This window comes from Gorillibacterium terrae (assembly GCF_051594785.1).
Classification (GTDB): domain Bacteria; phylum Bacillota; class Bacilli; order Paenibacillales; family NBRC-103111; genus Gorillibacterium.
In genome coordinates, this window is the sequence record NZ_JBPPGI010000001.1 from 729,810 (window position 1) to 746,913 (window position 17,104).

The 17,104-nt window shown below is 56.0% G+C and carries 3 protein-coding genes; all 3 read left to right on the plus strand.

The window, feature by feature from the left end; genetic code table 11:
- The first annotated feature begins 2 nt into the window (after positions 1-2).
- The 3 genes from ACSEXS_RS03095 to ACSEXS_RS03105 are packed head-to-tail and all read left to right on the plus strand — an operon-like array spanning position 3 to position 17,100.
- A complete protein-coding gene (locus ACSEXS_RS03095; RefSeq protein ID WP_438431721.1) occupies positions 3-4,010 on the plus strand; it encodes an SDR family NAD(P)-dependent oxidoreductase in 4,008 nt (1,335 codons plus the stop codon).
- Between the two features lie 14 nt (positions 4,011-4,024).
- Positions 4,025-11,866 carry an SDR family NAD(P)-dependent oxidoreductase gene (locus ACSEXS_RS03100; RefSeq protein ID WP_438431722.1) on the plus strand — a complete coding sequence of 2,614 codons (7,842 nt, stop codon included), beginning with the start codon at positions 4,025-4,027 and terminating at the stop codon, positions 11,864-11,866.
- 41 nt (positions 11,867-11,907) lie between these two features.
- Positions 11,908-17,100, plus strand: a complete 5,193-nt coding sequence (locus ACSEXS_RS03105; protein ID WP_438431723.1) for an SDR family NAD(P)-dependent oxidoreductase — start codon at positions 11,908-11,910, stop codon at positions 17,098-17,100.
- Positions 17,101-17,104: the final 4 nt, after the last annotated feature.

The window sequence follows — 17,104 nt, forward strand, 5'->3', positions numbered from 1 at the left end:
CCATGGAGCTCGTTTATAAGTATCTGGTTGACAGCGTGAATCAGAAGAAGCTGGATCGGCAGACAGCCATTGAGGTTATCAAGCTTCTGAAGGCAGAGGAAGAGGCTGCCGTGCAGGACATTGCTATCATCGGCATGGCCGCCAGGCTTCCCTCGGCGCGGGATGTGCACGAGTATTGGGACAATATCAAGAATGGATTGGACTGTATTACGGCTTTTCCCCAATCCCGGGCGGATGACATCACAGCCTACCTTGCCTCTACCGGGGTCCCGCTGGAGGAGATCGCTTACAACCAGAGCGCTTATCTGGACGAGATCGACAAATTCGATTACCCGTTCTTCAACCTGTCCCCCAAGGAAGCCAGCTTGATGGACCCCTGCCAGCGGATGTTCCTGGAGGTGGCATGGCAGACCCTGGAGGATGCGGGCTATGGCGGCAAAAGACTGATGGGCAGCAGGACGGGGGTCTATGTCGGATATGCCAATAACCTGCGGGATATGTATGCCAGGCTGATCCTGGATACGGACCCCGAAGCCCTGTCGATCTCGATGATCGGCAATCTGACAGCCATTACACCGAGCCGAATTTCCTATCTGCTCGATTTGAAGGGGCCTAGCATGGTCATTGACACGGCTTGCTCCTCCGCGTTGGTATCCATTGATTTGGCCTGCCAGGCCATACGTAACGGGAGCTGTGATACAGCTATAGCTGGGGGCATCAACATCAATACCATACCGTTGGACAAGGAATTCCTCCGAATCGGCATCGAGTCCTCGGACGGCCGTACTCGGGCCTTCGATGATGCTTCGGATGGTTCAGGCATTGGGGAGGGTGTGGGTGCCGTTCTGCTCAAGCCCTTGAAGCAAGCGATCCAGGATGGAGACTACCTCTATGCGGTGGTGAAGGGAAGTGCTTCCAACCAAGACGGACGCGCCGCAGGGATCACTGCCCCCAACCCGCAAGCGCAAACCGATGTGTTAATACAGGCATGGAAGAATGCGGGGGTTGAGCCGGCTTCCCTATCCTACATCGAGACCCACGGCACCGGAACCAATCTGGGTGACCCCATCGAAGTGAGGGGCATACACAGTGCTTTCCGGAAATTCACGGAGAAGAAGCAGTTTTGTGCCATCAGCTCCGTGAAGTCCAACATTGGCCACCTCTGTGAGGCAGCGGGAATCGGAAGCTTGATGAAGGCCGTCATGGCGCTGCAGCATAAGGAGCTTCCACCCTCCATCTACTTCAATAAGCCGAATCGGGCCATCGCCTTCGAAGATTCACCAGTCTATATCAACACCAAAGCAAGGCCGTGGGAAACGGACGGACAAGCGCGAAGGTGCGGCGTAAGCGCCTTCGGCATTAGTGGAACCAACTGCCATGTGGTGTTGGAGGAAGCGCCGATGCCGCGTGCGGAGGAGTCCCATGCGGGAGAACCGGGCCTCCAGCTATTTACCTTGTCGGCGAAGGACCCCGAGGTCTATGCCAACTTGATTCAAGCGTATATTGAATACCTGGCCCAGCACCCTACGGTAAGCCTGGACCGGGTGTGCTACACCGCAAATACGGGCAGGGGGCACTATGAGTACCGGTTGGCCGCCCTTGCTTCCTCTGTGGATGAGCTTGCCGCTAAGCTGCGCCAAGCAGCATCCGGCACGGCCGATACGTTCGTTTATTCAGGCAGACACCGGGTAGTGGATGCTAAGAAGAGCAGCCGGGAGGAACACGACCTAACTGAAGCGGAGCGGGAGGAACGGACCAAGGAAGCCCACGAGAAGGCACGTGAGTACCGGGTTGGCAGCCTGGGGGATGAACCAGTACTTCGAGGTCTTGCAGCCTTGTATGTCGCAGGAGCCGATGTAGATTGGGAGCTGCTGGCTGGTGACGAGAAGCCGAAGAAGCTTCCCCTGCCGGTGTATCCCTTCAAGCGGGAACGGTGTTGGCTGGACCTTCCTTCTCCTGCAGCGATCGCCGTTGAACCGACCCTGAATCATTCGACCTATGAAATGGGGTGGGTTGAAGAAGCGCTAAGCGTGGCGGATCGGAATCGCTCGAAAGGGGCGGTCATGCTTCTCAAAGCTCCAGGCTCCCTGCCGATGGTGCAGGAATTGGCCGAGCTTTTAAGACAGGAGGGCAGGCGTGTCCTTGAGGTCGACTTGGCAGCCAGCTATGAACGAACCGGACCGGATGCCTACCGGATTCGCTGCTGTGAGCAGGATTTCGACAGATTGCTGGAAGAGCTGGCTGAGGAGTCCGTCAATCATGTGATTCATGCCACAACGCTCAGACAACACAAGGAAATCGAATCCTTGAAGGACCTGGAGGAGAGCCAGGAGACGGGGGTATACAGCCTGTTCTACCTAACCCGAAGCATGCTGAAGCATGAACGAACGCAGGAAACGATGCGCATTCATCTCCTAACCGCTCATGTCCATCCGATTCGGGAGCGGGAGGACCGGCTCCAACCCGAGAATGCCACCCTCATTGGATTGGGCAAGGTGGTGTACCAGGAGTACCCTCACCTCCAATGCAAGGCAATGGATCTGGATGACAGCACAGGGGCCAGGGATATCCTCCCGGAGCTGTTTACCAATGCCAAAACCTATCAATCCGCCTACCGGGATGGCAAGCGGTACGTCGAGGTGTTCCGGGAAGTGAACGTGGAGCAGGCGGAGCCTCGGGAGCTGGAATGGAAGCCATCAGGCGTGTATGTCATTACGGGCGGTATGGGTGGAATCGGTTTGGAGATGGCCAAATATATATCCGCCAGTACTCCAGTGACCCTCGCACTGATCAACCGCACGCCATTCCCCGATCGTGGAGATTGGAACACGTACCTGGATTCCGGTGACAACGAACGGATCCAAACAGCGATAACATGCCTATTGGAGATCGAATCCAAGGGTTCGAGGGTCGAGTGCATCCCTGCGGATGTATCGGACCTGCAGGAGATGGATGCGGTACTGCGGTCCTTGCGAGAAAGGTATGGACGGATTAATGGCGTGATTCATGGAGCAGGCATCGCTGGTGCGGGCTATGTGCTGACGAAGGATATCGCCGTATTCACCAACGTCATGAAACCCAAGGTGGAGGGCACCTGGATTCTGGACAGGCTGACAAGAGAGGATCCGTTGGACTTTTTCGTCATGCATTCCTCCGGTGTTTCGCTGATCGGGGAGGCCGGCCAGGGCGATTATGTGGCGGCCAACTCCTACATGGACGCGTATGCCTCGTATATGAACGGCCAAGGAAGGAACAGCTTGACGGTGAACTGGGTGTCGTGGAAGGATGCAGGCATGTCGGTACGGTACGGCATTAATGTGGATACCATCTTCAAAGCGATAACGGCCCAACAAGCGGTTACCGGACTTGAAGCGGTCATGAGGAAGAAGGTGTCGAGAGTCCTGATTGGAGAAATCAACGAAAGCAAGGAGTATTTGACTTTGTTTCCGGTACTCCCCTTCCGTCTCTCGGACCGCTTGAACGCTTTTATCCACATGAAGCTGGGTGCAGACTTGCTCGACGGAGAGAACCAAGTCATCTCCAACGGCAAGTACGATGCAGCCATGGTGGATAACGGGAAGCTGATTATTCTTCCCAAAGGGAAGGCCATGCAGTCCAAGCCGAGAACCGCTGCCAGTGAAATCCTGCTGAAAGGTCGGGACAACAACAGCTATACCGATACGGAGCAGCAGATCGCCCGGATCTTCAATGAAATTTTGGGTCATGACGAGATTGACATATATGCCAGCTTGTTCGAATTGGGAGGAGACTCGGTTCTGCTCATGCGCATTCACCGGATGGTGGATCGATTGTACCCCGGAAGGCTCAAAATTGCGGATTTGTTCGAGTTCCCATCCGTCCACACATTAGCGCTGCACTTGACGGAAGGCGCCGAGGGCAAGGAGCAGGCCAAGGTCAGTGTCGAGCAGGAGACGAGGGAGATCTTCACCAAGCTGGAGCAGGGCACCTTAAGTCTTGAAGATGCCATTCTTCATATCGAAGGGCTGTAAAGGGAGGCAGTATCTTGCAAACCGAAGGAATATTCAATTTTATCGTCAACCATACCTCACAGGGCAAGATTGACAAGGAAACGGCTATACGCATGATTGCGATGCTCAAGCAAGGCGGCGCTGCGTTGGAGCAGGATATCGCCATTATCGGGATGGCCGCCCGGTTTCCAGGAGCAGAGGATATTCATGAATATTGGGACAACATTCAGCACGGATTGGATATGGTGTCCCCCTTCCCTGACAGCCGACGCGAGGATTTAGAGCCGTATTTACGGCATATGGGCATGACGGACGAGCAAATTCGGTACGCGGAATATGCTTATCTGGACAATATCAACTGCTTTGACCCTGCCTTTTTCCGGATATCCCCCAAAGAAGCGAGCCTGATGGACCCTCATCAGCGCTTATTCCTTGAGGTGGCTTGGAAGGCCATTGAGGAGGCGGGCTACGGCGGGGAGAAACTAGCCGGAAGCAATACGGGGGTTTATTTGGGATATGCCCCGAGCCCCAGGGACTTGTACGCACGAATCGTTTATGATGTCGAGCCGGATCAGGTGCCCATCGCGTCGGTAGGGAACATGCCGGCCATTACCGCCAGCCGTATTTCCTATCTGCTGGACCTGAAGGGACCCTCCCTTGTGATTGATACGGCCTGCTCCTCTGCCTTGGTGGCCATAGATTTGGCTTGCCAATCCATTAAGCATGGCCATTGTGATATGGCGATTGCAGGTGGCATTAAGCTGAATATTGTTCCTATCGATATGGACAACATGCGGATCGGCATCGAATCCTCCGACTGGAGAACGAGGGCCTTCGACGATGCTTCGGATGGTTCGGGTATCGGGGAGGGCGCGGGAGCCGTGTTGCTGAAGCCTCTCTCCAAGGCGCTTCGGGACCGGGACCATATTTATGCGGTGATCAAGGGAAGCTCTGCCAATCATGACGGAACAACGGCGGGGATTACCGTCCCCAATCCTGCCTCTCAGACTGAGGTTATTGCCAAGGCTTGGGAAGAGGCACGAATCAACCCTGAAACCATTACCTACATGGAAGCGCATGGAACGGGAACGAGATTGGGAGACCCCATTGAGGTTCAGGGAATCGAAGGGGCATTCCGGCGGTACACGGACAAAAGGCAGTTTTGTGCCATCAGCTCCGTGAAATCGAATATGGGGCACATGTGTGAGGCGGCGGGGATTGCCAGCCTGATCAAGATGGCTATGGCACTCAAGCACAAGCAGCTTCCCCAAACCATCCATTTTAACAAACCGAATACAACGGTGGATTTCTGCGATTCCCCTATCTATGTGAATACGAAGCTTAGGGAATGGCAGCCTGAAGGCCATCCAAGAAGGGGCAGCATCAGCAGCTTTGGTATGAGCGGGACCAACTGCCACCTGGTTCTCGAGGAGGCTTTAGAGCCCGAAGGTGAGGAAGCCGAAGAGCGCCTCTCGTTGTTTACCCTATCTGCAAAGAGCTTGTCGGCTCTGGTTCGTATGATTGCAAAGTACCAGAGGTTTGTGCAGCATGCCGATGATGCCCTGCGCTTGGATGACCTATGCTACACCGCCAATACCGGCAGGGGGGCTTACAGCTACAGGCTGGCGGTTGTCGTGGAGAGCCTGGCGGATTTATCGGACAAGCTGAACCTGCTGTCAGAAATGAATATGGAGCAGTTGAACGTTCCATGGGCGTTCTATGCTTACCATAAAGTGGTTCGGAGCAATAAAGAAGAGCTGGCTCTAGGTGAGTTGACCGAGCAAGGCAAGCTCGCCCTCAAGGAGCAAGCCGATCTCAGGTGCAGGGATTGGTTTGCATCCGGGAAGAAGGACAAAGCTGTCCTCGATTCCCTCAGCGCACTCTATGTCAAAGGTGCGGATATTCGCTGGGAGGCACTGTACGAAGGGGAGAAGCGCCAAAGAATCAGTCTTCCCACCTACTCCTTCGACCCCATTCGCTGCTGGGTAGATCCCCCTCTTCCTGCCGATGGAATATCCGATCAGGAAGCTGCCGGAGACAAGAATCTGTTCTATGGCGTGACGTGGGTACAAGAAGAGCGGCCGGGAAAGGCAAATCCGCAGCAAGGGAAGGTTCTGGTGTTCTGCGGCAAGGAAGGGGACGAAGCCCTCGCAGCAAGCTTAGGGGGGGAAGGTACAGCTGTCATTACGGTTGCTCCTGGCCAACGATTCGAGAAGATCGGCCCTCATGCCTTCCTGCTCATGGATGAACCGGAACAATACTCGGCACTGCTTCGGGAGGTGGGGTTGGACGGCCTGGTTCGAATCATTCACATGCAAACCCTTCGCCAAGGGGACGTCACAAGCCTCGAAGAGCTGGAGGAGAGACAGCGTGCTGGCGTCTACAGCCTGCTGCACCTGTACCAAGCGCTCACGGAAGCCAAGCTTCAGCAGGAGCTGGAGCTCGTCATCCTGACGGATTATGCCTGCGAGGCGGATGGAAGCGAAGGCTTGCTGAAGCCGGAGAATGCGCCGCTCATCGGCTTGGGCAAGGTTCTGACCAAGGAACAAGCCCTGATCAAATGCCGAAGCATTGATTGGGATGAGCAAACCCCGGCGGAAGTTATCCGTGAGGAATTGAACAGCCGGACAACGGGCGCTCTCGTTGCCTATCGGAAGGGTCAACGATTCGTAGAGGCCTTCGGTCCGATTCCGGTGAAGCCTTCGTCTGATGCGGTCCTTCGGGAAGGCGGGGCATATGTCATCACCGGAGGAGCGGGCGGGATCGGCCTCGAGATCGCCAAGGCCTTGTCCGCTCAGGCACGTATTGTTGTTGCACTAATCAACCGCTCGTCGCTGCCGGACCGTTCGAGCTGGGAAACCATCGTAGAGGCAAACGAAAATCAGAAGACAATCAAGATAATCAAGAGCATTCAGGACATCGAAGCCTCCGGCTCCCGGGTGGAGTACTACAGCGCCGACATATCCAGCGAAGCTGACGTTCAGGCTGTGCTGGAGAATCTGCGGCTCCAATACAAGGAAATCCGCGGTGTCATTCATGCGGCGGGGGTTGCCATGGATGAGCTGCTGGTCCAGAAGCACGATGTCACCATGAAGAAGGTGCTTGCGCCGAAGGTGGCGGGCACGTGGCTTCTGGATAGGCTGACGGCCCAGGACCCGCTGGATTTCTTCGTTATGTTCTCCTCCGTTGCCACCATCTTCAGCGCGGTCACGCAAGGCGATTATGCAGCAGCCAATGCCTATATGGATGCTTTCGCCTCGTACCGGAATAAGCGGGGCAACCGTACCCTGACGGTGAACTGGACCACATGGAAGGAAACCGGCATGGCGGCAGAAACGGGTGCGGCGGTGGATACCATCTTCAGGACGCTGCCAACCTCTAGGGGGACCGAAGCCTTCATGCAGGCCTTGCGGTCCAAAACCGACCGTACGTTGATCGGTGAGATCAATGACAGCAAGATGGGACTCCTGCTGCTTGAACGCTCACAGGTCCGGCTGACGGAGGACTTGTCTCAGGTGATCGAACGGAAGAAAAGCCAACTGCCGCAGAAGAAGGCCTCTTCGCCATCCTCGCAGGCAAAGAACGGCACGGTCCAGTTGACCGGCCGAAGCGACGATGCCTACAACGAGATGGAGCGGAAGGTCGCGCTGGTGTGCAAGTCCGTGCTCGGCTTTCATGAGATTGACGTCTTCGATAATTTCTTCGAGCTGGGTGCGGACTCGATCCTGCTCATGCGAATTCACGCCGAGCTCGATCAGCAGCATCCTGGACTCATTACTGTGGCCGACATGTTCGAGTATTCCAACATATCCAAGCTGGCCCAATTCATGCTGCAGAAGACCGGGGCACAGGGATCCCCTGGTGCACAATCCCAATCGTTTGCAAGGGAAGCCGCCCGGGAGAAGGGGAACGAAGGTGACCCTACCGGTGAGATTGCGGTGATCGGGATGTCCTTCAGGTTCCCGATGGCTGACAACACGGATGAATTCTGGAGTGCCATGGTGAACAGCCAGGATATGGCCACTATAGTTCCGGAATCCAGACAAGAGGACATCAAGCGGTACATCAAGTTTAAGAAATTCCCGGTCAACGCCATAGAATTCGAAGAGGGCGCCTACCTGGAGGACATTGACAAATTCGACTACCGGTACTTCCGGCTGTCTCCTCGGGAGGCAAGTCTTACCGATCCCAATCATCGGCTGTTCCTGCAAACGGCATGGGAGGCGATGGAGGATGCGGGGTATGGCGGAGACGGCATGCTCGGCTCGCAAACGGGCATTTATTTGGGCTTCGCCTCCAACATGCTCTATTATCACCGGTTCATCAGCGAGATTGACCCGGATAGTGAGTCCATGGCCCTCGTTGGCAATACAGCCTCCGTTGCAGCCGGCAGAACCTCCTACCTGTTCGACCTGAAGGGCCCCAGCATGGTAGTCGATACCGCCTGCTCCGCCTCACTGGTCGCCGTGCATCTGGCCTGCAAGTCCATCCGGAATGGAGACTGCGAGATGGCGATTGCCGGAGGGGTCAAGGTCAATCTGCTCCCTGTTCATCGCAAAGGCTCACCTAGGGGAATCGGGATGGAATCCTCTGACGGCCGAACCCGGACCTTCGATCAATGGTCCGACGGTACGGGCTCCGGCGAAGGTGTAGCGGCTATCCTCTTGAAGCCGCTGAAGAAGGCCATTGCAGATCGAGACAATATCTATGCCGTCATCAAGGGCAGCGCATCCAACCAGGATGGAAGCTCAGCGGGCTTGACGGCTCCGAACCCGGCTGCCCAAGAGGAAGTCATTGTGAAGGCCTGGAAGGATGCGGGTATCGATCCAGAGACGATCACGTACATGGAGGCTCATGGAACAGGCACGCAATTGGGAGACCCTATCGAAATTCAGGGGATTGCCAATGCCTTCCGCAGGTTTACGGATAAAAAGCAGTTTTGCGCCATTGGATCGGCCAAGTCCAACCTCACCCATTTGGCTGAAGCAGCGGGGATCGCGGGGGTTATCAAGGCCATTCTGGCCCTGCGCAACAAACAGCTTCCGCCCAACCTTTATTTCCATCGCCCCAACCGAAAAATAGATTTCAGCCAGTCGCCGGTCTATGTCAACACCGTTTCCCGTAAATGGGAAACCGCCGGGTATCCCCGGAGATGCGGCGTCAGCGGCTTCGGCATGAGCGGAACCAACTGCCATGTGGTGTTGGAGGAATACGTAGGTGCAGAAGAGACCAAGCAAGCCGGTATAAGCGGCAGCCGTTTGGAATGGTTGGTGTTATCCGCCAAGACAGAAAGCGCGCTGCAGCGGCTTGTGAGGAAATACACGACGTTTATCCGGGTTACAAGCTCCTCTCTTCACAATATCTGCTACACGGCTGCAGCAGGAAGGGGCCACCACAGCTATCGGCTGGCCATCCTTGCAGAGAGCCTGGATGATGCAAGACGCAAGCTTGAGCACGTGGCACGGGTTGGTGTCGCAGCGGCACAGGAGCCGTGGTATGCATACGGGCACCACAAAATCGTACCGGCAAGCAAAGGCCAGCTGTCTCCCGGAGAAATGACAGAGAGATACCGCATACAGCTGGGAGAGGATGCAGCTCTCAAGGTTGAGTGTTGCAAGAACGGAACGGACGCCGATAGCGCAGGGCTGTCCGGCCTTGGCAGGCTTTATGCGCAAGGGGCCGATGTGGATTGGAAGGAGCTCTACCGCGGAGAGTCTGTCTATCGTGTCAGTCTGCCGACGTACGCCTTCGACTTGGAGCGATGCTGGATTGAGATCCCCGAATACGAGGATGCTCCGCTGGCCCTTCCTTCAGCCGGCCAATTCCATGGCGGCCGGTGGATGAGACAGCCCCTAGGAGCAGCAGCTCCAGGCAGAACCCGGGAAGGGGCAGTGGTTCTGTTCCACGATGAAGCCGGGATTGGAGAGCAGCTGGCGCATAAGCTGGCGCAACAAGGGACGGAGGTCATCCACGTCAAGTGGGGAGTTGGCTACAGCCGGACGGGCGAGAGGCAGTTCACGATCGGAGGCGAGGAAGAGGATTATGCAACCCTCCTTCGCGAGCTCAAGCCTGTGAAGCCTGCGCGAATGATCCACCTCTTCTCGATCATGGATGGAAGCCATGTGACGGACTACAGCCAATTGATTCAATCCCAGAAACGGGGAGTATACAGCCTGTTCTACTTATCCAAGGCTGCTGCGAAGATCGGGCTGAGCGGAGAGGTAGATCTGGTGCTGGTCTCCAAGCTCGTAGAGCAGGTTAGCGGAAAGGAAGCTGCGCTTATCCCCCATGGCGCCCCGCTCTTCGGTCTGGGGAAAGCCGTTAGGCTGGAGCAGTCCAACCTCAAGTGCAGATGCATCGATATGGACGAACCGACAGACGTGGAGCAGCTCTTCCAGGAGATCATAGCCGACCCCGGCATCTACCAGTCGGCGTACCGGGAAAACGAGCGGTATCTCGAAGAGTTCGGCGATTTCCCGGTACAGCAGGCAGAGGAAGAGCGGATCGAGCTCCATGAGGAAGGCGTCTATGTGATTACCGGCGGCTTGGGAGGCATGGGCATTGAGGTCTCCAAGTACCTGGCTTCCCGCAAGCGTGTAAACCTTGCTTTGTTGAGCCGCTCGGCTATGCCGCCTAGGGAAGAATGGGATCGGATTGTGCGGGATAACAGCAGGATGAACGCCAAGCTGATTCAGCGCATTCAGTCCGTCCAAGAGATCGAGCGCTTAGGTGCCCATGTGGTATGCCGCTCGGTTGATGTGTCCGAGCTGGAGGATATGAAGCGGGTGCTAGATGAGCTTCGAAGCCAATACGGAAGAATCAACGGCATTGTGCATGGAGCCGGGGTGGCCGGTGATGGATATTTGTATGTGAAGGAAGAAAAGCGGTTCAATGAGGTGGTTTTGCCGAAGGTTTACGGCACTTGGATATTGGATCACCTGACAGCCGCAGATCACCCGGACTTCTTTGTTCTGTTCTCTTCCGTCAGCTCCATCTTCGCTGCTGCCGGACAAGGGGATTATGCCGCTGCGAACGCATACCTGGACGCATACGCCCGTTATCGAAGGAACACAGGCAAGAAGACCCTGGTAATCAACTGGGTAGCTTGGCGGGATACGGGGATGGCAGTGGATTATGGAGTCAACGCAGACGGGACGTTCAAAGCCATCTCCACGAGCTTGGCCATGTCCTCCTTCGACTTGGTCTTCCATAAGGCCATAACCCGGGTCATGATCGGCGAGATCAACCCCGAGGCGGATACGCTGTGGGAGCTGAAGCAGCTTCCTGTATTGCTGGCACCGAATATCGACGCTGCTGTCCATTACTCCATCCGAAAGAAGGAAGCCAGGCAGCAGGCGTCTCAGAAGTTCCTCGAAGGCGAGATCAAGCTGAAGGGCAAGGCGGAAGGCTACACGGACCTGGAGGCCAAATTAGCCGCCATTTACTGCGAGGTTCTGGGATTCAGCGAAATAGACATCGAGGATAATTTCTTCGAGCTCGGCGGGGATTCCATCCTCTTGGGCAGGGTTCACCATTCGCTGGAGAAGCTCTTCCCCGGACAAGTCAGACTGATGGATTTGTTCGAGCATACGTCCATCAGCAAGCTTCATAGATTCCTGACAAGCGAAGGCGAGCCGGAGCATACCGGCACAGCGGACGCGGATGAGGACCGGAGAACCGAGGAATTGCTCCAGGCCATTGAGGCGGGGCAAACGTCTATCGGTGGCACGCCGGATCTTCCTCAAGAAGACCATGGAGAAGCCGGGCTCATGGAGGAAGATACCAGACATTTGCTCGAAGCGTTGGAACAAGGGAATCTCTCCATCGAGCAGGCCATCGAACGCATGAAGCGGGAAGGCTTGGATGAGGACAAGTAAGAGGGTTGCCTTCAGGACGAAGCGGTTGGAGGACGTGGGACATGGACCAATTATATACCTATATACTTAAGCAAAATGCAGAGGGAAAACTCAACAAGGAAATCGCCATTCAAATGATCAGTTTGCTTCGGCAGCAGGAAAAGACGCACAGCCACGAGGACATTGCGATTATTGGCATGGCCGCGCATTTTCCCGAGGCGGATACCGTCAGTGACTATTACGAGAACATCCTTGCCGGAGTCGGATCTGTGGGCGAGTTCCCTTCGGCCCGGCAGGCCGGTGTGAATGATTATGTAACAGCCCAGCTGGAGCGCATGGGGATGGAGCTGCGGTACCATCGGGGGTCGTATTTGGAGGATGTCGCCTCCTTTGATTATGGGTTCTTCCGGATGTCCCCCAATGAGGCGAGCGCGCTGGACCCCTCCCAGCGGTTATTTCTGCAGACGGTATGGGAAGCCATTGAGGATGCGGGATACGGGGGCAGGAAGCTGTCAGGAACGAAAACCGGCGTGTATGTCGGGTTTGCCAGCAATTCCAGCTATCACAACATGATCTTCGACATGGACCCGGACCTGGTCCCTATTGCATTGGCGGGCAATATCGCCGCCATGCTTCCGACCAGAATCTCCTACATGCTGGATTTGAAGGGGCCGACCCTGATTCTGGATACGGCATGTTCCTCGGCACTGGTTGCCGTTCACTTGGCATGCCAGGCCATTCGCAGTGGCGATTGTTCCATGGCCCTGGCGGGAGGCATCAAAATCCACTTGTTCCCGGCAGAAAATCCAGGCCTGCAGCTTGGGGTTGAAGCGGCGGATGGCATGACCCGATCCTTCGACGCGGATGCCGGCGGGGCCGGGTTGGGCGAAGGGGTAGCGGCAATGATGCTCAAGCCCCTCAGCAAAGCCCAGCGGGATGGGGACCCTATCTATGCAGTCATCAAGGGCAGTGCGGTGAATCAGGACGGAACCTCCATCGGCATCACCGCTCCCAACTCCACGGCACAGGCCGAGGTGATCATGAAGGCATGGGAGAATGCCAGGATCGAACCGGAGACCATCCGCTATGTGGAGGCCCATGGCACCGCAACGAAGCTTGGAGATCCCCTGGAGGTCGAGGGTCTTCAGAAGGCCTTCCGTAAATTCACGGATAAAAAACAGTTTTGTGCCCTAAGTACCGCCAAGACGAACGTTGGGCATTTATACGAATGTGCGGGCATGGCAGGGCTGATCAAAGCCGTGATGGCGTTAAACCATCAAACCATTCCGGCGTCTCTATCTTTTACTAGGCCGAACCGCAACATCGAGTTTTGTGAATCGCCCTTGTACCTCAACACCGTAGCCCGGCCTTGGGACAAGGAGCCGTTCCCGCGTAGGTGCGGGGTAAGCGGCTTCGGACTAAGTGGCACGAACTGCCATGTGGTCCTGGAGGAGTACATCCAGGAGACGAGTGAGCCCAGCCTGCCGGAGGAAGGTCCGCAGCTTCTTGCGCTGTCGGCCCGAAGCGAAGGCTCCCTTCGTGGGCTGCTCAGCAAATATCATCGGTTCCTCTGCAAAGCGAAGGACCTCCAAGCCGCCGACCTATGCTACACGGCAAATACCGGAAGAGGCCACTACAACCATCGGCTGCTTATTGTCTTCCAAGGCTTGAAGGAATTGAAGCAGAAGGTCAAATGGCTGCTGGAGCATCACATCGCGTCCAACGAGGAGCAGGGGATCTTTTACGGGGAGCATGTGGTGATCTCCGCCAACAGAACCCAGCTCTCCGCCAAGGAGATCAAGGATTCGGACAAAGCACAGCTCACCCAAGAGGCGGCCTGCCAGCTGCAGGCCTATCGGGCAAGCAACAAGGAGGATACAAGCTCCTTATGGAGAGCTTGTGCGCTTTATACCCAGGGCGCAGAGCTCAAATGGGAGGAGCTCTACCCGGACCGCAAGCCTCGGAAGATCCATGCACCGACCTATGCGTTTGACAAGAACAAATGCTGGATCCGGATACCGGAATCGAAGAGGAGCTTGGACCAAGAGAAGCCGGCTTTCTACTATAAGATGAAGTGGCGGCCGCAGGCGGCAGGAGAGGGACGCAGGCTGGATAAAGCGGGCGTTACGCTCTTGCTGAAAGACAACGGGGGGGTGGGCAGTGCCATTCAAGAAGCCTATCGCTGTCGGGGAGAAGAGGTCATTGAGGTTCAGCTAGGAAGAAATGACGATCCGAACAGCGGCAGCCTCTACTTTGTGGACGGTACACGGGAGAGCTACGATAAGCTGTTTGAAACGCTTAGCGGACAACGAATCAGCCGGATCATCCACCTGTTCAGCTTCAATGAAAGAGGGGAGACGGCGCAGTTTGTCCGGTTGGATGAACGGCTAAGAGCGGGTCTCTACAGCATGCTATACCTGGTACAGGCCATGGCTAAGGCAGGTATTCAGGATGAAGCGGAGCTGATCGCCGTGACAGAGTACGCCGCCTCCGTTACAGGCCAGGAGGTCCGGGTGATACCGGACAACGCTTCGCTCTATGGTATCGGGAAGGTGATCGGGAAGGAACATCCCAACCTTCAGTGCAGATTCATTGATGTGGATGAGGCGACCTCAATCCAGCATCTGCTCGAAGAGCTCGACGCCGGATATACCGCCTATGCCGTCGCATACCGCGAGAATGAACGCTACACGGAAGTATTCACTGAGCTTGACGTATCCCTTCCTGATGCTGGCGGCAGCTCGATCAAGGAGCAAGGAGTATACGTGATTACAGGCGGTACGGGCGGCATCGGCTTGGAGGTCGCCAAGTACTTCGCTGCGGCGCAGAACAAGGTCCATCTTGCTCTGCTCAACCGACGACCCGTCCCTGCGCGGGATGCCTGGCAGGACCTTCTGGATCGAGAACCCGCAGGCAAAACAGCCAAGACGATTCGAGCCCTGAAGGAGCTGGAGGCTGCAGGAGCGGTAGTCGAATGCCTCAGTGTGGATGTATCGAATCTGGAAGCCATGGGAGCCGTTCTGGCACAGCTTCGTTGCACCTACGGAGCGATTAACGGCATCGTCCATGCTGCGGGCGTGTCCAATGACGGGCCCATGGCGAACCGTAGCCCAGAGCTGACGAAAGCCATTCTTGCTCCCAAAATCCACGGTACGTGGGTGTTGGATTCCCTTACGCAGGAGGATGAACTGGATTTCATGATTCTGTTCTCCTCCGTCGCCACGTACTTCAGTGCATACGGTCAAGGGGAATATGCAGCAGCAAACGCCTACTTGGACGCCTATTCCGCTTACCGAAGCCGGAAGGGGAAGCGAACGACGACGATCAACTGGACGACCTGGAAGGAAACCGGTATGGCTGCCGACAGCGGACATGTGGTGGATACCATCTTCAAAACCCTCGCCACCCCAAAAGGCATCGAAGGCTTTCATACCCTGCTGTGTGCAGGAGAACCAAGCGCTCTGGTTGGGGAAATCAACTACGGCGGTGTCGGGTCCATGCTTTTGGAAAGGTCCGGAGTCCCTTGCTCGGATAGCATCATGCGCAAGCTGGTAAAGAAGGAAGGCAAGCCCCGCCGGTCCATCACAGACGAGGACCAGGGCAGCCGCAAGACCGACGTCGTCCTTCAGGGGCGGGAAGCGGGCGACTATACCGATATCGAGCGTTTGCTCGCTCAAGTGTGCATGAATGTGCTGGGCTTCAAGGAAGTGAACATTCAGGAGAGCTTCTTCGAGATGGGGGCCGATTCCCTGCTCCTGATGCGAATTCAGGGAGAGGTGGATCAGCATTATCCGGGAGCCGTGTCTGTGACGGACTTGTTTGAATATACGTCGATCCACCAATTGGCAGAGCTTCTGGAGGAGCGGGCCGCTGCTTACGGTCACCGCACGAAGTACCCGCCCCTTACCCGATTGGAGGAACAGGAAACCTACCCGGCCTCGTACAATCAGACCCGGATGTTCCTCGCCTATCGGAAAGACCCGCTCAGTACCAGCCTAAACCAGTACCGGGTTTCCCTAATGGAATTCCCGGTGGATGCGAGGCGGCTGGAGGATGCAATACGCCAAGCCATCGCGCGGCATGAGGTGCTTCGCACCTCCTTGCATGTTGTGGATGGTCAGATTGTCCAGCGGGTAAGCCCTGCCGTTGACTTCACCTTGGAGTATTACGAAACCGAGGGCAGATCTCCTGATTCCATCATCAACGGGTTCAAGCGGCCCTTCCAGCTCCATCAAGCCCCTCTGTTCCGTGCGGGATTGATCAAGCTGGAGGAGGAGAAGTTCCTGCTTCTGTATGATGCCCATCATGTGATTACAGATGGGGTTTCAACGGAGCTATTCATGAAGGACATGTCCCGGCTGTACCTACGGGAGCCATTGCCGGAGCTGCCGTTCCAATACAAGGATTACGCCGCCTGGCAGCACCAATGCATGGAGATGGATTTCATGAAGCAGCAGGCCTCTTATTGGCACGGGGTATACCAAGACGGTCCTCCGCTGCTTCAAATGCCAACCGATTACAGGAGACCGGAGGTCCTGGTGTTCGAAGGGCGGATGGCATCGTGCTACACGAGCAGAGAGTTAGCAGAACGCCTCAAGAAGCTTGCTTCCGGCACAGGCACAACCCTGTACATGGTGCTGCTGGCTGCCTACAACGTTCTCCTGCATAAATATTCAGCGCAGGAGGACCTGGTGGTGGGTTCGCCCATATCCGGACGCCCCATACCCGAGCTGGAGCACATCGCGGGTGCCTGCATCAATATGCTTGCTATGCGCGGCAAGCCGGCCAAGACGAAGGTGTTCTCAACCTTCTTGGAGGAAATGAAGGAGCATGTCCTGCAGGCCTTTGAGCATCAGGATTATCCCTTCGATGAGCTGATCAACCGGCTGGGCTTGCCAAGAGGCAGAAACCGGCATCCGCTGTTCGATACGCTGTTCATTCTTCAGAATGTGGTGGTCGACAACTCCTCCTCGGAGTTGTTCCACTCCCGGCCAAGCGGGCATGTGTATAACCTGGCCGATTATGATCTGACGATGGAGGCGGTGGAAGCAGGAGGGTGCATTCGGCTCAATCTGGAGTATTGTACGAAATTATTCAAGCAGGAGACGGCGGAGCGCTTGCTGTCGGATTACGTGGGCATTCTCGAAGCAGTAGCGGAATGCGCCGATGTGGCAATTCAAGATATCGAACTGCCAAGCAGCCGCCTCCATACCCCCCATTACGAGGATGAAGAAGATGTTGAATTTAGCCTGTAATCAC